Source organism: Caenispirillum salinarum, from assembly GCF_044803115.1.
Taxonomy (GTDB): domain Bacteria; phylum Pseudomonadota; class Alphaproteobacteria; order Rhodospirillales; family Rhodospirillaceae; genus Caenispirillum; species Caenispirillum salinarum_A.
Genome location: NZ_CP085224.1, coordinates 3,346,152 through 3,362,495, shown reverse-complemented (window position 1 = coordinate 3,362,495; position 16,344 = coordinate 3,346,152). Strand labels below are relative to the sequence as shown.

Annotated in this window: 18 protein-coding genes and 1 other RNA gene; 5 read left to right on the top strand and 14 right to left on the bottom strand. The window is 69.2% G+C overall.

The genetic code is table 11. The features are described from left to right. Positions 1-61: 61 nt before the first annotated feature. The 14 genes from mraY to LG334_RS15370 form a co-directional block, all read right to left on the bottom strand. The gene (gene mraY, locus LG334_RS15435) at positions 62-1,147 is read right to left on the bottom strand and encodes a phospho-N-acetylmuramoyl-pentapeptide-transferase (RefSeq protein ID WP_404379370.1); all 1,086 of its coding nucleotides are present in this window, start codon (positions 1,145-1,147) and stop codon (positions 62-64) included. A gap of 29 nt (positions 1,148-1,176) precedes the next feature. Further along, a complete protein-coding gene (gene murF / locus LG334_RS15430) occupies positions 1,177-2,670 on the bottom strand; it encodes a UDP-N-acetylmuramoyl-tripeptide--D-alanyl-D-alanine ligase (RefSeq protein WP_404379368.1) in 1,494 nt (497 codons plus the stop codon). Continuing rightward, positions 2,667-4,151, bottom strand: a complete 1,485-nt coding sequence (locus LG334_RS15425) for a UDP-N-acetylmuramoyl-L-alanyl-D-glutamate--2,6-diaminopimelate ligase (RefSeq protein ID WP_404379366.1) — start codon at positions 4,149-4,151, stop codon at positions 2,667-2,669. The genes murF and LG334_RS15425 overlap by 4 nt, the downstream gene beginning before the upstream one ends. After that, positions 4,135-5,931, bottom strand: coding sequence for a peptidoglycan D,D-transpeptidase FtsI family protein (locus LG334_RS15420; protein ID WP_404379364.1), 1,797 nt, complete (start codon positions 5,929-5,931; stop codon positions 4,135-4,137). The genes LG334_RS15425 and LG334_RS15420 overlap by 17 nt, the downstream gene beginning before the upstream one ends. Further along, the gene (locus tag LG334_RS15415; protein ID WP_404379363.1) at positions 5,928-6,347 is read right to left on the bottom strand and encodes a hypothetical protein; all 420 of its coding nucleotides are present in this window, start codon (positions 6,345-6,347) and stop codon (positions 5,928-5,930) included. The genes LG334_RS15420 and LG334_RS15415 overlap by 4 nt, the downstream gene beginning before the upstream one ends. Then, on the bottom strand, positions 6,344-7,321 hold the full coding sequence (rsmH, locus tag LG334_RS15410; protein WP_404379361.1) for a 16S rRNA (cytosine(1402)-N(4))-methyltransferase RsmH: 978 nt from the start codon (positions 7,319-7,321) through the stop codon (positions 6,344-6,346). Before rsmH ends, LG334_RS15415 begins: the two co-directional genes overlap by 4 nt. Next, positions 7,318-7,794, bottom strand: coding sequence for a division/cell wall cluster transcriptional repressor MraZ (locus tag LG334_RS15405; RefSeq protein ID WP_404379359.1), 477 nt, complete (start codon positions 7,792-7,794; stop codon positions 7,318-7,320). The genes rsmH and LG334_RS15405 overlap by 4 nt, the downstream gene beginning before the upstream one ends. A 593-nt stretch (positions 7,795-8,387) precedes the next feature. Next, an RNA gene (rnpB, locus tag LG334_RS15400) (RNase P RNA component class A) lies at positions 8,388-8,801 on the bottom strand. A 57-nt stretch (positions 8,802-8,858) separates the two neighbouring features. Next, positions 8,859-9,602 carry an N-acetylmuramoyl-L-alanine amidase gene (locus tag LG334_RS15395; protein ID WP_404379358.1) on the bottom strand — a complete coding sequence of 248 codons (744 nt, stop codon included), beginning with the start codon at positions 9,600-9,602 and terminating at the stop codon, positions 8,859-8,861. Between the two features lie 2 nt (positions 9,603-9,604). Continuing rightward, positions 9,605-10,489, bottom strand: a complete 885-nt coding sequence (locus LG334_RS15390; RefSeq protein ID WP_404379356.1) for a DMT family transporter — start codon at positions 10,487-10,489, stop codon at positions 9,605-9,607. A 10-nt stretch (positions 10,490-10,499) separates the two neighbouring features. Then, positions 10,500-11,408 carry a DMT family transporter gene (locus LG334_RS15385; protein ID WP_404379354.1) on the bottom strand — a complete coding sequence of 303 codons (909 nt, stop codon included), beginning with the start codon at positions 11,406-11,408 and terminating at the stop codon, positions 10,500-10,502. A gap of 200 nt (positions 11,409-11,608) precedes the next feature. After that, entirely contained in the window at positions 11,609-11,764 is a 156-nt protein-coding gene (locus LG334_RS15380; RefSeq protein WP_404379353.1) for a hypothetical protein, read from the bottom strand. A gap of 195 nt (positions 11,765-11,959) precedes the next feature. After that, positions 11,960-12,181 (bottom strand): hypothetical protein, encoded by a 222-nt coding sequence (locus LG334_RS15375; protein WP_404379351.1) that lies wholly within the window; start codon positions 12,179-12,181, stop codon positions 11,960-11,962. A 54-nt stretch (positions 12,182-12,235) separates the two neighbouring features. Next, positions 12,236-13,036, bottom strand: coding sequence for a TerB family tellurite resistance protein (locus tag LG334_RS15370; RefSeq protein WP_404379349.1), 801 nt, complete (start codon positions 13,034-13,036; stop codon positions 12,236-12,238). An 89-nt stretch (positions 13,037-13,125) separates the two neighbouring features. Here LG334_RS15370 and LG334_RS15365 point away from each other — a divergent pair, with 89 nt between their 5' ends. The 5 genes from LG334_RS15365 to LG334_RS15345 all read left to right on the top strand — a co-directional run bounded on the left by LG334_RS15365 (position 13,126) and on the right by LG334_RS15345 (position 16,340). Further along, positions 13,126-13,623: a prolyl-tRNA synthetase associated domain-containing protein gene (locus LG334_RS15365; protein ID WP_404379347.1), complete on the top strand. Its 498-nt coding sequence runs from the start codon at positions 13,126-13,128 to the stop codon at positions 13,621-13,623. A gap of 348 nt (positions 13,624-13,971) precedes the next feature. Beyond that, a complete protein-coding gene (locus LG334_RS15360) occupies positions 13,972-15,378 on the top strand; it encodes an FAD-linked oxidase C-terminal domain-containing protein (RefSeq protein ID WP_404379346.1) in 1,407 nt (468 codons plus the stop codon). Between the two features lie 50 nt (positions 15,379-15,428). Beyond that, a complete protein-coding gene (locus LG334_RS15355; RefSeq protein ID WP_404379345.1) occupies positions 15,429-15,686 on the top strand; it encodes a type II toxin-antitoxin system HicA family toxin in 258 nt (85 codons plus the stop codon). Further along, positions 15,676-16,038, top strand: a complete 363-nt coding sequence (locus tag LG334_RS15350) for a type II toxin-antitoxin system HicB family antitoxin (protein ID WP_404379344.1) — start codon at positions 15,676-15,678, stop codon at positions 16,036-16,038. Before LG334_RS15355 ends, LG334_RS15350 begins: the two co-directional genes overlap by 11 nt. Further along, positions 16,035-16,340, top strand: a complete 306-nt coding sequence (locus tag LG334_RS15345; protein WP_404379342.1) for a helix-turn-helix domain-containing protein — start codon at positions 16,035-16,037, stop codon at positions 16,338-16,340. The genes LG334_RS15350 and LG334_RS15345 overlap by 4 nt, the downstream gene beginning before the upstream one ends. Positions 16,341-16,344 lie beyond the last annotated feature (4 nt).

Below are 16,344 nucleotides of genomic sequence, written 5' to 3'. Positions count from 1 at the left end.
CCGTGGGGATCGCCGGGCGGTCTCTCTCTTCTTCTCTCTCGTACCTTCCCCGGACACTCCGTCAGCGGAGTTTCAGGGTACTCAGACCGGCGATCGCGAGGATGCCGGCAATGATCCAGAAGCGGATGACCACCGTGCTTTCCGCCCACCCTTTTTTCTCGAAGTGGTGGTGGAGCGGAGCCATGCGGAAGACCCGCTTTCCGGTCAGTTTAAAGCTGGCGACCTGAACGATGACGCTTACGGTCTCCAGCACGAACAGGCCACCAACGATCGCGAGAACGATCTCATGCTTGGTGGCCACCGCGATGGCGCCAAGGGCACCACCGAGAGCCAGCGACCCCGTGTCGCCCATGAAGATCATGGCCGGGGGCGCGTTGAACCACAAAAAGCCCATGCCGGCGCCGACCAGGGCGGCGCACAGGATGGCAAGCTCGCCGGTGCCGATCACATGGTGGATCTGCAGGTAGTCGGCGAAGATGGCGTTGCCGACCAGATAGCTGATCAGCATGAAGACGCCCGACGCGATCATCACCGGCACGATGGCCAGGCCGTCGAGCCCGTCGGTCAGGTTCACGGCGTTGGAGCTGCCCACCATCACCAGCATGGCAAACGGCACGTACAGCAGGCCCATGTCCAGAAGCACGTTCTTGAGGAACGGCATGGCCAGGTGGTTGTCCAGGTTGCCCGTCGTGCCGTAGCTGATGAGCAGGGCCGCGACCAGGGCGATGGCGAACTGCGCGAGAAGCTTGCCCTTGCCCGACACGCCCTTGGTGTTGCGCTTGGTGACCTTCAGGTAGTCGTCGGCGAACCCAAGCAGGCCGTAGCCGACGGTGACCAGCAGCACGGCCCACACGAACACGTTGGTCAGGTCCGCCCACAGCAGGGTGGAGACCAGGGTGGCGAACAGGATCATCAGGCCGCCCATGGTGGGCGTGCCCTTCTTGGTCAGCAGGTGGCTTTCGGGGCCGTCGTCGCGGATGGGCTGACCCTCGCGCTGCTTCTTCTTCAGCCAGCGGATCAGCATGGGCCCGACGATGAAGGCCACGATCAACGACGTCACGACAGCGCCGCCGGCCCGGAAGGTCAGGTACCGGAAGAGGTTCAGCGCGCCCAGTTCGCCGGACAGTTGGGACAGGAAATACAGCATGGTCCCGAGGTCTTTCCCTAGCTCTCTCTTTATCCGTTGCCCGTGTCGTCGTGATCGGTTCCGCCACCCTTGCCGTCGGCATCCAGCGCCAGCAGTGCTTCCAGCACGACTGCCATGCGGCTGCCCAGCGAGCCCTTGACCATCACCACGTCGCCGCCCCGCACATCCGCCGCCACCAGCGGGGCCAGGGCGGTGCTGTCGTCGGCGTGGCGGCCACGCCGGTCTTCGGGCAGGGCGGACGCGAGATGCGCCATGTGGGTGCCGCAGGTATGGACGCGGTCGATGCGCGAGCCCGAAACGGCGTCGGCCAGGCCGGCGTGCAGCGCGTCGCTCTCGCCGCCCAGTTCCAGCATGTCGCCGAGCACCGCGACGCGGCGTCCGCCGCGTCCGGGCGTCATGCCGTTCAGCACCGTCAGGGCCGCCCGCATCGACACGGGCGAGGCGTTGTAACTCTCATCGATGATCGTGAGAAGCCCTCCGCCGCGGCTTTCCGGCAAAGAAATGGATTGACGTTTGCCGCGACCTTTGGGCGGCGTCATCGCGCCCAGCGCGAGAGCCGCCTCGGCCGCGTCGCCGCCCGCGGCACGGACGGCGGCCAGCACCGCCAGGCTGTTGATCGCCCAGTGCCGGCCGGTGGCGCCCACCGTGTATTCCAGGTTGGCGCCATAGAAGTCCGCCAGCACGCGCAGGCCCGCGTCCGTGGTGTTGGTGTGCAGCAGGCGGGCGCTGGCGTGGATGTGGGCGCCGAAGCTGGTGGTGCGCAGGTCCAGCCGCTCTGCCGTCGCCAGAAGCAGGGCGTGGTGCGGGTTGTCGCGCGGCAGGACGGCCGTGCCGCCGTCCACCACGCCGTCCAGGATCTCGGCCTTGGCGCGGGCGATGCCTTCCACGCTGTCGAAGTGCTCCAGGTGGACCGCCTCCACCGCCGTGATGACCGCCACGTGCGGCCGCGCAAGGCGGCTGAGCGGGCGGATTTCCTCGGCGTGGTTCATGCCCATTTCCAGGATGCACCAGGCCGCGTCGCGGGGGCAGCGGGCGAGGGTCAGCGGCAGGCCCCAGTGGTTGTTGAGGTTGCCCTGGGTCGCGTGAACGGGGCCGCCGCCGAGCCGCGTGCAGGCCAGCGCCAGCATCTCTTTCGTGCCGGTCTTGCCGACGCTGCCGGTCACCGCGATGACCTTGCCGGTCAGCCGCTCGCGCGCCGCCCGGCCCAGCGCCTGAAGGCCGGCGAAGGTGTCGTCCACCACCAGCAGCCTTTCGGGCTGGCCGAAGTCCTCGGGCACGGCGTGGACCATGGCGGCGACCGCGCCCTTCGCCAGGGCGTCGGCGACGAAGGCGTGGCCGTCGTGGGTCGGGCCGGCGATGGCGATGAACAGGTCGCCGGCGCCGACCGTGCGGCTGTCGATGGAGACGCCGGTGCAGGTCCAGTCGCCCGAGGCCTTGCCGCCGGTGGCAGCGGCAGCCTCGGCGGCAGTCCACAGCGCCGGGCGGGCGGAGGGGGGCAGGGGGGTGTTCGTGGCGTCGGTCATGCGACCCTCCCGTCGGCTGCCTCGACGGCGGCGCGGGCCTCGGCCGCGTCGTCGAAGGGATGTACCACCGTGCCCACCGTCTGGCCGGTCTCATGCCCCTTGCCGGCCACCAGCAGCACGTCGCCGGGGCCGAGCAGGCGCACGCCCTCGGCAATGGCGGCGCGGCGGTCGCCGATGTTCAGACCCTCCGGGCAGCCTTCCATGACGGCGCTTCGGATGGTGGCGGGGGCCTCGGTGCGGGGGTTGTCGTCGGTGACGATGGCGACGTCGGCCAGCTTCGCGGCAGCTTCTCCCATGAGCGGGCGCTTGCCGGGATCGCGGTCGCCACCCGCGCCGAAGACGCAGACCAGCCGGCCGGCGGCGTGCGGCCGCAGGGCCTCCAGCACCGTCTCCAGGGCGTCGGGGGTGTGGGCATAGTCGACGTAGACGGCAGCGCCATTCGCGCGCGTCGCCACCAGCTGAAGCCGGCCCGCCACGCCGGACAGGGTCTCCAGCGCCCGCGCCGCGCGCATCGCTTCCGCGCCGCAGCCGATGACGAGGCCCAGCGCGCACAGGGCGTTTTCCACCTGGAACGTCCCGGCCAGCGGCAGTTCCACCGTCAGCGGCTCACCGCCGTCCAGCACCAGCGTCAGGCGCTGGCCGTGGGCGGTGCGGGCGATGTCCAGGAGCTTGATGGCGGCGGCGTCGCGGCCGTAGTCGATGACCCGCAGGCCGCGCGCCTCGGCGGTGGCCTTCAGCATGGGGAATTCGGGGATGTCGGCGTTGAGGACTGCCGTGCCGCCCTCGTGCATCACCTCGCCGAACAACTTCGCCTTGGCGGCCAGATAGGCCTCCATGGTGCCGTGGTAGTCCAGGTGGTCGCGCGACAGGTTGGTGAACCCGCCGGCGGCGACCATGACGCCGGACAGCCGGTGCTGGTCCAGGCCGTGGCTGGAGGCCTCCATGCACAGGTGCGTCACACCGCGGTCGGCGATGTCGGCCAGCAGGGCGTGCAGGCGTTCCGGGTCGGGCGTGGTCAGCTTGCCCTCGATGGTCCAGTCGGGGCCGACGACGCCCAGGGTTCCCAGGCTCGCGGCCTGCATACCCAGCGCGGTCCAGAGCTGGCGGGCGAAGTTGACCGTCGAGGTCTTGCCGTTGGTGCCCGTCACGGCAGCCACCGTTTCCGGCTGGCGGCCGTGGAAGGCGGCGGCCATGAGGCTGAAGGCCAGCCGCGGCGCATCGTGGGTCAGCAGCACCGCCTCCACGCCCTTGGGGAGCGTCGTGCCGGTGGGGGCGAGCACGGCGACGGCACCGGCCTGAACCGCCTGGGCGATGAAGTCGCGCCCGTCGACCTTGGCACCCGGCAGGGCGGCGAAGACGGCACCGGGCCCGACCGCCCGGCTGTCGGCGGTGAGCCCGGAAACCGTCACGGCTTCGGTGCGGTCCTCTCCGGCCGCGATCATCGCTCCGGAGGCGCGGATGAGATCAGTCAGCGATCGCATCGGTCCCCCTTGCGGCGGCGGCCTGGATAAGGTCCATGGGGCGGCGTTCCGGGCGGACGACCGGGCCCTGCGGTGCAAAGCTGGGGAAGACCCCCAGCGTCGGCGCGATGCGGGCGACGATGCGGCCCGCCGTCGGGGCGGCGTTCCAGCCCGAGGTGATGAAACCGTAGGTTTCCTTGGTGGATTGGGGTTCGTCTAGCACGACCAGTAGCACGTAGCGCGGGTTGTCCATGGGGAAGGCCCCGGCGAAGCTGGTGCGCACGGCGCGGCGGGCGTAGCCGCCGGCCGCCGACACCTTGTCGGCCGTCCCCGTCTTGCCGCCGACGCGATAGCCCGGGACGTCGGCCTTGCCGGCCGTGCCGTCCGTGACGACCATCCTCATCAGCTCGCGCATCCTCTGCGACGTCTGCGGCGAAATCACGGCACGGCCGGGGGGAACTTCATCCGCCTCGCGCTTGAGCAGCGTCACCGGCGTCAGCGCGCCGCCGTTGACCATGGCCGCGGTGGCGCGGGCCAGGTGCACCGGCGTCACCGCGATGCCGTGGCCGAAGCTGATGGTCATGGTGTTGACCTCGCGCCACGGGTTCGGCACCAGCGGGCGGCCGTTCTCGGGCAGTTCCAGCGACACCGGGTCCAGCAGGCCCAACTCGTCCAGGAACCGCTGCTGCGCCGCCGTGCCCAGTTCCATCACCATGCGCACCGACCCGATGTTGGACGAGTTCACCAGGATGTCGGCCACCGACATGTCGCCCTTTTCGGGGTGGTGGTCGCGGATGGTGAAGCGGGCGACACGGATGGGGTTCTCCACGTCGAAGTGGTCGGACAGGCCGATGCGGCCGCTGTCCAGCGCCATGGCCGTGTTGAACAGCTTGAAGGTGGAGCCCATTTCGTAGACGCCCAGCGTCGCGCGGTTGAAGCGCTGGTCTTCGGTGGCGGTGCCGATGTGCTCGGGGTCGTAGTCGGGCAGGGAGACCATGGAGATCAGTTCGCCCGTGTGGCTGTCCAGCACGATGCCGGTGGCGCCAACGGCCCTGAACTTGGCCATGGCGTAGGCCAGCTCCTCGCGCACGGCATGCTGGACGCGCACGTCCAGCGCCACGCGCACAGGCTCGCCGCCCTTGGAAAGCGTCTCGTTCAGCGATGCTTCCAGGCCTGCGATGCCGTTGTTGTCCAGGTCGGTCGCGCCGACCACGTGCGAGGCCAGCGCACCCTGCGGATAGACGCGACGCTCGGCGTCCTCGAAGTCCACGCCGACGATGCCGAGCGCGTTGATTTCCAGCTTCTCGCGCGGGGTCAGGTTGCGGTCCAGGTAGACGAACTTGCCCCCCGAGGCCAGCTTGCGATGCACGTCGTCGAAGGACAGGTCGGGCAGCACCTCCACGATGCGGCGCGCCGCGGTGGCGGGATCGTCGATCTTGTAGGGATGGGCGTAGAGGTTCACCGTGGGCAGGTTGGTCGCCAGCAGCACGCCGTTGCGGTCGACGATGTCGGCCCGGCTTTCCTCGAACTCGGCGGTGGCGGCGCGGCGGGCGGTGGTGACGGGCGGCTCTCCGCCGTCCAGCAGCATCAGGTCCACCAGGCGGAAGCCCACCAGCGAAAAGGCGCAGGCGAACAGGCCGGCGGCAACCACCAGCCGCGTGCGGCCCATCTCCACATGGCGCTTCTGCGTGCCGTGCAGCGACACGCGCGAGGCCCGCTTGCTGGGCCGGATCTCCTCGCCGGGATAGAGGAAGGGGCCGGCGTCCTTCTTGACCAGGCGGCGCAGGGCGTTGAGCGTCATTGGTCCGTCCCCCCGTAGACCGGTGCGCTCGCCAGTTCCTCGGCCGTCGGCGGCGCCGGGACGCGCACCATGGGCGTGGCCGGGCCTCCCGGAACCGGGTCCGTCTCCGGTTCGGGCGCTGCCTCGGGCGGCGGCGGGGCGGGGCGCAGGGGCAGTTGCGCGATGGAATTCACCTGGCTGGGCGCGAACGGGCCCATGCCCAGCAGCCGCTCCGCCTGGTCGCGCAGGCGGGCCGGATCGTTGAGGTAGCTCCACTCGGCCTCCAGCACGTGCACGGCGGCCCGGTCGCTGCGGATCTGCGCGTTGAGGCGCGTCAGCTTGTCCTCCAGCGCCTGCACCTCGACCTTCAGCACGAACAGGCCGGTGCCGACGCCCAGCGCCAGGGTTCCCCACAGGATGGCGGCGGGGCGGATCATGACGCACCTCCCGCACCACTGCCGAAGGGCGCCGGGGCCTCGGTACGCTCTGCCACCCGCAGCTTGGCGGAGCGGGCGCGCGGGTTGGCGCGGGCCTCCTCCGCCGACGGCCCGACGGCCTTGCGGGAGATGTCCTTGAAGGTGGGCGCGGGTCCGCTGGCGCCGGCATCGGGCAGATGCCGCGAAACGCCGCCCGCGCGCCCGCTGCGCTCGCGGATGAAGCGCTTGACCACGCGGTCCTCCAGCGAATGGAAGGTGACGACGGCCAGCCGGCCGCCGGGCTTCAGCAGGCGCTCGGCGGCATCCAGGCCGCGTTCCAGCTCGCCCAGTTCGTCATTCACGACGATGCGCAGGGCCTGGAAGGTCCGGGTGGCGGGGTCGATGCCGTCCTTGCTCTTGCGCACGACGCGGCGGATGACGTCGGCCAGTTCGGCCGTGCGCGTGAAGGGCTTTTCCTGGCGCGCCTGGACGATGGCGCGGGCGACGCGGCGGGAGTGGCGCTCCTCGCCATAGAGGTAAATGAGGTCGGCCAGCGGCCCTTCCTCTTCCTCGTTCACCACGTCGGCGGCGGTCCGGCCCGACTTTTCCATGCGCATGTCGAGCGGGCCGTCCTTGGCGAAGGAGAACCCGCGCTCGGCCTCGTCGATCTGCATGGAGGACACGCCGATGTCCAGCACCACGCCGTCCACCGGCCCGTCGAACCCGTTGGCCGGCAGCAGGGCGGCCATCTCGCCGAAGCGCCCGGGGATCAGCGAGAAGCGGCCGGGGTGGTCCGCCGTCACGGCCTCGGCATGACGCAGGGCTGTTGGGTCGCGGTCGATGCCGACGACGCGGCAGTCGGCGGCGTTCAGGATGGCGCGCGTGTAGCCGCCGGCGCCGAAGGTGCCGTCGACGATGATGCCGCCGTCGCGCGGCTGCAGGCCGTCCACGACCTCGTTCAGCAGGACCGGAATGTGGGGGGCGGGAGCGGTCATGCCATGCCTCCCTCGGCCGGGCGGGCGGACAGGCGCGGCGGCGTCTTCGCGCGGGCGGCGCGCTTCTCCGCCATGTAGGCCTCGCGCGCCTCGGGCTCCCAGATCTGGAAGCGGTTGGCGGTGCCGACGAAGGACGCGCGCTCGGTGATGCCGGCGAATTCCATGAACGTCTTGGGAATGATGATGCGGCCCTCTGGGTCGAAGGCGACCTGCTGGCTCTCGGCGAACACAAGCGACGTGTAGTCGTCCTCGGTCTCGGAAAACGGATCAGCGCTTTCCTCGATCTTCGCCGCCAGCTTCTTCATGAATTCGGCGCCGCAGCCCTCGATGCACCGGGCGCCGGTGAAGTTGGGGAACAGCCAGGCGCCCTCGAACCCCTGCGCGGACAAGGTCGCGCGAAAGGGCGCCGGAACGCTGACGCGGCCCTTCTTGTCGACCTTGTTCGTATGGGTGCCCGTGAACAGCGCGAGCATTGCGCGCCCCCCGTGATTTCCCCGTTGTGACCGAAGCGATTCCGCGATGCCTGGGCATGGCGGAATCGCCAGCGATCGCCCATTGGTTCGTCATGGTATCGCATGGGAAATCATGGGTGTCAACGACACGCCGGGAGTAACCACAAGCCCCTGTACCTAGGGGTGTGACGGGTTTCACTGACAGGGCCGAAAGTAGTTGTCCACAGGTCTGATGGTCGCGTCAACATAAGAGTTTCCAACGAGTCGGAAAAGTCCGCCCGAATACTGTTCGGCAGATGTTCCTGTGGATAAGTCTGTGGGGAAGTGTGGAGCCGTGATTTGGGTGCGGCATGGAGCCTACGGCCCGAAGCAGCCCTGCCAGCGCTCCGGCGGGTGCCGAAACACCTCTTGAAAGCCCGGGAACCCGCTGGTTTGAGGGGCTGTCCCATGCTGTCCCAAGACGGTTTCCCATGCCATCCCATGCCCGACCCATGCCGGCCATGCGCCGGACGCGCATGTGGAAAAAATTGTGGGAGATCGTGTATGGCCGGTGGATGACGACAGAGCCGGCGCGACCCATGCCGTCCCATGCGGGACCAGGAGGCACGGGATAAAGCGTCAGTCGGCCTGTAAGCCGGGTTCTGTCCCCGCCCGCGAGGGGCGGTGGATGGCCATTCATCTGGGACGCCCGTTACCGGACGCCTCTAGCGACCTACCACTACGGCGGCTCGGAACGCACCTTGCGCCACGGCTGTGGCGCGTGCCGTACTCTTGGTCTTGCTCCCGGTGGGGTTTACCGTGCCGGTCCCGTCGCCGGGCCCGCGGTGCGCTCTTACCGCACCCTTTCACCCTTACCCGCGCGAGCAGAGGGCCCGGAGGCCCCGCCGGCGCGGGCGGTTTGCTTTCTGTGGCACTTTCCCTGGGGTCGCCCCCGCCGGACGTTATCCGGCACCGTCCTTCCGTGGAGCCCGGACTTTCCTCCCCGGGCCGTCGTAAACGACACCCGAAGCGGCCATCCAGCCGACTGACGCGCCAGGGAAAATAGAGCATGAGCCCGGTCCGTCAAGGACCAACCCCGCCGCCGGTCAGTCCTCGAGCTGATGGGCGCGGTCGGCGTCGGCGGCGGTCCGCACGGCCTTGAGCATGGCCCAGGTCTCGGCGTCGGGGACTCCCGACAGGTCCGCCGGGCGGAAGTGGCGCTGGAAGGCGACCAGGGCCTTGGCGGTGGCCTCGTCCAGGGCGCCCGAGCGGGGGGCGGCATAGCCGATGGCGGTCAACGCCTCCTGCACCGCGGCGATGGACGGCGGCTGCTCGGTCGGAAAGGCCTCCACCTCGCCGGGCCACAGGCCGATGCCCTCGGCCGCCAGGCGCTTCCAGTCGAACAACTCTCCCGGGTCCTCCTTCCGCAGGGGCGCCACATCGGCGTGGCCGACCACGTTGCGGGCGGGGATGGGGTGGCGCGCCAGCACCGCCTGACACAGCGCGATCAGGGCGGTCATCTGCGGCTCGGGAAAGGGGCGGTAGCCGAATTCGTGGCCGGGGTTCACCAGCTCGATCCCGATGGAGCGGCTGTTGACGTCGGTGCGCCCGCGCCAGCTGGAGACGCCGGCATGCCAGGCGCGGCGGTTCTCCGGCACCAGGGCGTGGACGGTGCCGTCTTCCTCGATCAGGTAATGGGCGGAGACGGAGCTGGCCTCGTCGCACAGGCGCTGCAACGCCTCCTGGGCGCTTTTCATGCCGGTGTAGTGCAGCACCAGCATGTCCACCGGCTGCGACTTCTCGCGCGGGCCGTGGTTGGGCGACCGGGCATGGCGGACAGGCTTGAGCATGGTTACGTCGGGCTCCCCACTTCCTCGGGCGGGCGGCGTTTCAGACGCGCCCACCGCAACTGAATGATCGCGACGCCGACCATGGTGATCGTCCCGCCGGCCAGCTTCTGCCAGGTCAGCGGCTCGCCCAGCAGCAGAACCGCCGCAACGATGCCGATGACCGGCGCCAGCAGGCCGAAGGGCGCCACCTGTCCCATCTCGTGCCGGCGCACCAGCCCGTACCACAGGGAATGGGCGACGATCGACGCGCCGGCCGCAGTGTAGACGATCGCCCCCCAGCCCCGCCAGTCGGCAGAGATCAGCGCCGGGATCTGCCCGTCCTCCAGCAGCAGCGACAAGAGACCCACCTGCGGCACCGCCATGGCGCTCAGCCAGCCGGTCATGAGCACCGGGTTCACCTCGGGCAGGCGCTTGACCACCACGTTGGACAGCGCCCAGCCGAAGGCGGCGAACACCATCAGCACCAGCGGCACAAGGCTCGGCACGGTGGGCTCGCCGGCCAGCAGCACGACGCCGGAGAACGCCAGCACCGTGCCGACGATGCGCTTGGGCCCAAGTTTCTCCTTGAACATCAGCACGCCCAGCAGCACCGCAAACGGCGGCCCCAGCTGGATGACGATGGCCGCCGCCGCCGCCCCCATGCCGCTCAGCCCCGTGAACAGCAGCCCGAAGTGCAGGGTGCCGAAGGTGAAGGACAGCAGCGCCAGCCCTTTCATGGCGTGCCAGGGAATGCGGAAGAACGGCAGCACCAGCGCCGCCACCAGCGCAAAGCGGAGCGTGGTGAAGAACAGCGGCGGCAGGGCCTCCACCCCGGCCTTGGCGACCACGATGTTCAGGCCCCAGATGGCCTGGACCAGCAGCGCCAGCAGGATGTCGCGAGCGGGCATGGAGGCTCCTTCAGGGCGCGCCGCCGGGAGTGGCGGTCTCGGCCGGGGTCTCGATGGCTGGGCGGTTGGGTGCGCGCGTCGCCTGGCGCAGCTGGATGACCGCCACGCCGGCCATGGTCACCAGGCCGCCGACCACCTTCAGCGGCGTCAACGGTTCGCCCAGGAAGGCGGTGGCGCACAGCACGCTCGTCACCGGCGCCAGCAGGGCGAAGGGAACGATGCGGCTCAGCTCGTGCCGGCGCACCAGACCGGCCCAGAGGCTATGGGCGATGATGGAGGCGGCGATCACCGTATACAGCAGCGACAGCCAGACACGCCCGTCCGCCTGGCCAAGGGCTGCCACCTGCCCATCCTCCAGCAGCAGCGACAGGACCGCCAGTTGTGGCACGGCCAGCAGCGACATCCAGCCCACCACTCCCAGCGGCGGCAGCATGGTCAGCTTCTTGAGGTAGAGGTTGCCGATGGCCGTGGACGCCGCCGATCCCGCCATGAGCAGCATGCCGGCCAGTGGTGCGCGGCCGGGCTCGCCGGCGATCAGCACGATGCCCGCCAGCGCCAGGCCGATGCCCGACAGCCGCCGCCAGCCCGGCCGCTCGCCCAGGGCGACGATGCCGACGATGACGGAGAACGGCACGACCAGTTGCTGCACGATGGCCGCCGTGGAGCCCTCCAGCAGCGTGAACGACGTGAACATCAGCCCGAAGCCGCCGGTCCCGAAGGTCACCGACAGGATGAGGATCGGCCGCCATGCGCTGCGGGGCAGGGGAAAGAAGGGCACCACCAGCACCGCCACGGCCGCAAACCGCAGCGCCGTGAAGAACAGCGGCGGAATGGCCGCCACGCCCCACTTGGCGGTGACAATGTTGAAGCCCCACAGCAACACCACCATGAGGCCGAGCAGCAGGTCGCGCGTCGGCACGGGAAAAGGCTTTCACGGCTGGAGAAAGAGGTGAACGAAGCGTCCATACGGTGCGCGGGGCGCCGCGACGTGTCGAGTGACATTCAGGCCGTGGCGGTGGGGCCGCTTGAGCGGCCGCAGACGAAAAGGCGGGCCGGAACAGCTGTCCCGGCCCATCCTGTTTGCCGAAGATGCGCGCGGGTGCACGCAGGCGGGGAATGTCAGTACCGGACCGCGTCGTCATCCTCCACCGTCTCGGCCGCCTGCGGCGGCGGAGCGGTCCCGATAGCGCCGGTCGTTCGATCGTCGAAACCGGTGCAGGATGCGAGCATCAGGCCCGAGAACAGTAGAGCGGTCGTCGTCGTCAGGAAGCGCATGGCAAGCCCTCCTTGCATGGGGTTGCACGCGGCCTGTGTGGGCGGTCGCGCTTTTCTCGTGACGGACACTGACGAAACGGCGACGCGCGGCCGCGGTGGCGCAGCCTGTCCCGATTCCGGGCCGAATGGTCCCGAAAGTGGCTGTCCGGCGAATTCCGACAGCCGGTCCCGTCCCCTTGGTTGCACCGCGCGGGGCTACTCTTCCGCGGGCGCCTCGCTGGCCGGGCGGATGCGGTAGTACTTTCCTTCGTCGACGTCGTACTGGTAGCCCGGCGCCCAGGTGTCACGGGTCTCGATGCTGCCCGGCGGACCGGCGGTGCCGCGCACATCGGCCTGTTGATGAGCGGCCGGCGAGCAGGCCGCCAGCATCAGGGCAGCGGCGGCGGGCGCGGCGAGCGTCGTGAAGCGGATGCGCATGAGAGTCTCTCCATCAATGCGAATGACCGGTAACGCCGTGGCGCCCGCGGCGGATCATTTCAACCCGCGTTCGCGCTGGATCTGGTCCCAGGCGGCGTTGACGGCCTTCATCTTGTCCTCGGCCATTTCCAGGAACTCCTGCGGCAGGCCCTGAGAGACCAGAACGTCCGGGTGGTTCTCGCGCAACAGCCGCCGGTGGGTGGCCTTGATCTCGTCGGTCGGGGCGGCGCGCGCGCAGCCGAGCACCGCATACGGATCGTCGAAGGCGGTGGTGCGGGCCCGGGCGCCTTCCCCGGCGCGGTGGGTGGCGCGGGCGCGCTCGAAGGCGCGCGGCGGCAGGCCGAAGATCTGCGCCACTTTCTCCAGGAATGCCAGTTCCGCCGCGTTCACCTCGCCGTCGGCCTGGGCGATGAGGAACAGCGCGCCCAGCAGTTCCTCCAGCACCTGCGGGCTGTCCTTGAACAGGAACGCCACCTGCCGGGCATAGATCTCGAAGCCTTCCGCCGACTGCTTGGCCTGGTCGAACAGGCGGCCCACCGTCGCCACATCGCCCGGCGGAATGTTGAAGACGCGCTTGAAGGCGTCCACCTCCGCCCGGCTGACATGGCCGTCGGCCTTGGCCATCTTGGCGCCCAGCGTGACCACGGCCACCGTGAAGGCCACCTGCCGCGCCCGGTCCTTCACGCCCGACAGCGGATCGCCGTGGAACAGGCGGCTCTTTTCCTTTTCCCCCTCGGCGGAGGACTGGTTGCGGTCATAGGCGGCATGGCCCACCGCCGCGCCCACCAGGGCGCCCAGAGGGCCGCCCATGAACAGGCCGGCGGCGCCGCCGATGATCTTCCCCCAGATGCTCATGACGTGTTCCGGCTTCTTGACGAGGTGTTTCGGCAGCCTGCACCATGCGCTGCGAACAGACCAGCGCAAAAGCCGAAGGATCGACGCCCGTGAACCCGCACGCCACCCGCGATGACCTGATGCGCCTGCTCGACGAACTGGGGATCGCGCATGAAACCCACGAGCACGAACCCGTCTTCACCGTCGAGGAAGGCAACGGGGTATGGGACAGCATCCCCGCCCGCCACTGCAAGAACCTGTTCCTGAAGGACGCCAAGAAGCAACTGTGGCTGGTCACCTGCCCCAGCGACCGGGACATCGACCTGAAGACGCTGCCCGCCAAAATCGGCTCCAAGCGCCTGTCCTTCGGCAAGCCCGACCTGCTGCTGGAGGTGCTGGGGGTCACGCCGGGCTCGGTGACGCCGTTCTCGCTGATGAACGACCGTGACAACCGGGTGACCGTGGTGCTGGACGCCGAGATGATGGACGAACCCCGCTGCGGCTACCACCCGCTGGACAACGCCGCGACGACGGTCATCGACCCCAGGGACCTGCGCCGCTTCATCGCGCACACGGGGCACGAGGTGGTGGAGGCGGACTTGCGTTAGGTGGAGGGCCGCTGGCGGGGTGCGAGGATAGCCACAAAGGCACGAAGAACACCAAGAGACCGGGATAACGCGGATCAGCGGACGGCGGCGGGGGAGGCTGCTTCGCGGCTGCGCCGCGATGGGGTGATGCGAGGCGCACGGCGCCTCGCGCTCCCGCTGAGTGGGCTGCGGCGCGGCGGCTGGCACCGGGCGAGGCGCCCACTTTGCGCGGGAGCGCGAGGGGGATCGTATCCCCCTCGCATCACTCCGCCCCATGCGGCGTTGCGGGATGCCCGCCGCTTGACTCCGCCCTCTTGGTGTCCTTTGTGTCTTGGTGGCCTCGACAACAACCGCCAAGGACTTAGCCCGATGACTGCTCTCGACACCGCCGTTCCCCTGCGCGCCGCCCCGCCCGAGCTGATTTCCGAGCTGGAGGGCCTGCTGGGCGAGCGTCTGTCGACCGCCGCCGCCGTGCGCGAGCAGCATGGGCGGGACGAGAGCTACCACACCCCCGCCGCCCCCGACGCGGTGGCCTTCTGCCGCTCCACCGAAGAGGTCGCGGCGGTGGTGAAGGCCTGCGCGGCGCGCAAGGTGCCGGTGATCCCCTTCGGCACGGGCACCTCGCTGGAGGGGCATGTGGCGGCGCTTCATGGCGGGGTGTGCATCGACGTCAGCCAGATGAACGAGATTCTGGCGGTCCGGCCGGAGGACATGGACGTCACCGTCCAGGCCGGCGTGACGCGCAAGCAGCTCAACGAGTACCTGCGCGACACGGGCCTGTTCTTCCCCATCGATCCCGGCGCGGACGCCAGCATCGGCGGCATGGCGAGCACGCGGGCGAGCGGCACCAACGCGGTGCGCTACGGCACCATGCGCGAGGCGGTGCTGGCCCTGACGGTGGTGCTGGCCGACGGCCGGGTAATCCGCACCAGCCGCCGGGCGCGCAAGTCCTCGGCGGGGTATGACCTGACGCGCCTGTTCGTGGGGTCGGAGGGCACGCTGGGCGTGGTGACGGAGGTCACGCTCCGCCTCCACGGCATCCCCGAGGCGGTGCTGTCGGCCGTCTGCCCCTTCCCCGGCGTGGCGGAGGCGGTGAACACCGTCATCACCACCATCCAGGCCGGCGTTCCCATCGCGCGGATCGAATTCCTGGACGAAGCCCAGATCGCGGCGGTGAATGCCTACTCCAAGACCGACTACGCCGAGGTGCCGACGCTGTTCTTCGAGTTCCACGGCTCCGACGCCGGCGTGCAGGAGCAGGTGGAGACGGTGCAGTCCATCGCGGCGGAGTTCGGCGGCACGGACTTCCAGTGGGCGCGGTCGGAGGAGGAGCGGAGCCGGCTGTGGCATGCTCGTCACAATGCGTACTATGCGGGGATCGCCATGCGTCCGGGCTGCAAGGCGTTCTCGTCGGATGTGTGCGTGCCGATCTCGCGCCTGGCGGACTGCATCGTGGAGACCAAGGCGGACCTGGACGGCACGACGCTGTTCACGCCCATCGTGGGGCATGTGGGGGACGGGAACTTCCACGTGCTGTTCGTCTTCGACCCCGACAACCCGAACGAGATCGCCGAGGCCAAGCGCCTGAACGCCCGCGTGGTGGAGCGCGCGCTGGCGATGGACGGCACCTGCACCGGCGAGCACGGCGTCGGCCACGGCAAGATGGGGTATCTGGAAGCCGAGCACGGAGCGGACATGCTGGACGTGATGGCGAACATCAAGCGGGCGCTGGACCCGGAGAACATCATGAACCCGGGGAAGATTGTGAGGGTTTGAGGGCGCTTGACGGCCGTTGAAGGTGGGGCCATATGTGATATCATCAAGGCATGACGCAGCGAGACAAACTCCTGAAACGGATGGCGTCCAGTCCCCAGAGCGACTGGACCATTCAGGATGTGGAGCGTGTCTGCGACGGCTGGGGGCTGACCATGCGGCGCACCGGCGGAAGCCATGTGACGCTGACGCATCCGAGCCAGCCTGACGTGGTGACGATTCCGGCACACCGGCCGATCCGGCCTGTCTACATCAGGATGCTGGTGGACTTCGTTTCGCGCGTCGCGAGGAGCACGATAGATGACGAATGAAGGCTATGCGATCCTGATCCGTCCGCTGCCTGAAAGCGAGGGTGGCGGTTACGTCGCGACCGTTCCCGACCTGCCGGGCTGCATGTCCGATGGCGACACCCGGCAGGAAGCTGCCGAGAATGTTCAGGACGCCATCCATGCGTGGCTTGCAACGGCTCATATTGAGGGGCGCCCGATCCCTGAACCCGGTGCTGGCCGGGCGGAAATGCGTCAGCGCCTGCCACGCTCGCTTCATGCCCAGCTTACCGAATTGGCAAGGTCTGAAGGTGTCAGCCTCAACACCTACGTTGTGACTCTTCTGGCAGAGGCCGTCGGACGGCGGGAGGGGTTTGAAGAGGCGGCGCATCGGTGAAGCGCGGCACTGCCTCTAAGGACATCCTCTCCGCCCGCGAGGCTGCCGGCGGCGAGGCGCTGCCGATGGAATACGCGCGCCGCATCATCATGGACGAGGCGCACCCCGTGCGTCTGGCGCGAATACCGGGGCCTTACCCTGCGCCCCTGGCGGAGCGGGCGGGAATGCAGCCGGGCTACGTGGCGGAGATTGAGGCGGGAAAGAAGGTCGGCAGCGTGGACGCTTACCGCAAACTTGCGGCGGTGCTGAATACCACATTAGATGATTTGCTACGCCTACCTTGGAAGGTAAAACTGCTTTAGATGA

What these genes read in the sequence shown, in the direction of transcription:
- LG334_RS15425 (WP_404379366.1), bottom strand. Translation starts at nt 4,151, where the DNA reads ATGCGATCGCTGACTGATCTCATCCGCGCCTCCGGAGCGATGATCGCG.
- LG334_RS15405 (WP_404379359.1), bottom strand. Translation starts at nt 7,794, where the DNA reads ATGCTCGCGCTGTTCACGGGCACCCATACGAACAAGGTCGACAAGAAG.
- LG334_RS15350 (WP_404379344.1), top strand. Translation starts at nt 15,676, where the DNA reads ATGACGAATGAAGGCTATGCGATCCTGATCCGTCCGCTGCCTGAAAGC.
- LG334_RS15415 (WP_404379363.1), bottom strand. Translation starts at nt 6,347, where the DNA reads ATGATCCGCCCCGCCGCCATCCTGTGGGGAACCCTGGCGCTGGGCGTC.
- murF (WP_404379368.1), bottom strand. Translation starts at nt 2,670, where the DNA reads ATGACCGACGCCACGAACACCCCCCTGCCCCCCTCCGCCCGCCCGGCG.
- LG334_RS15390 (WP_404379356.1), bottom strand. Translation starts at nt 10,489, where the DNA reads ATGCCCGCTCGCGACATCCTGCTGGCGCTGCTGGTCCAGGCCATCTGG.
- LG334_RS15420 (WP_404379364.1), bottom strand. Translation starts at nt 5,931, where the DNA reads ATGACGCTCAACGCCCTGCGCCGCCTGGTCAAGAAGGACGCCGGCCCC.
- LG334_RS15375 (WP_404379351.1), bottom strand. Translation starts at nt 12,181, where the DNA reads ATGCGCATCCGCTTCACGACGCTCGCCGCGCCCGCCGCCGCTGCCCTG.
- LG334_RS15395 (WP_404379358.1), bottom strand. Translation starts at nt 9,602, where the DNA reads ATGCTCAAGCCTGTCCGCCATGCCCGGTCGCCCAACCACGGCCCGCGC.
- rsmH (WP_404379361.1), bottom strand. Translation starts at nt 7,321, where the DNA reads ATGACCGCTCCCGCCCCCCACATTCCGGTCCTGCTGAACGAGGTCGTG.
- LG334_RS15380 (WP_404379353.1), bottom strand. Translation starts at nt 11,764, where the DNA reads ATGCGCTTCCTGACGACGACGACCGCTCTACTGTTCTCGGGCCTGATG.
- LG334_RS15355 (WP_404379345.1), top strand. Translation starts at nt 15,429, where the DNA reads ATGACGCAGCGAGACAAACTCCTGAAACGGATGGCGTCCAGTCCCCAG.
- mraY (WP_404379370.1), bottom strand. Translation starts at nt 1,147, where the DNA reads ATGCTGTATTTCCTGTCCCAACTGTCCGGCGAACTGGGCGCGCTGAAC.
- LG334_RS15360 (WP_404379346.1), top strand. Translation starts at nt 13,972, where the DNA reads ATGACTGCTCTCGACACCGCCGTTCCCCTGCGCGCCGCCCCGCCCGAG.
- LG334_RS15370 (WP_404379349.1), bottom strand. Translation starts at nt 13,036, where the DNA reads ATGAGCATCTGGGGGAAGATCATCGGCGGCGCCGCCGGCCTGTTCATG.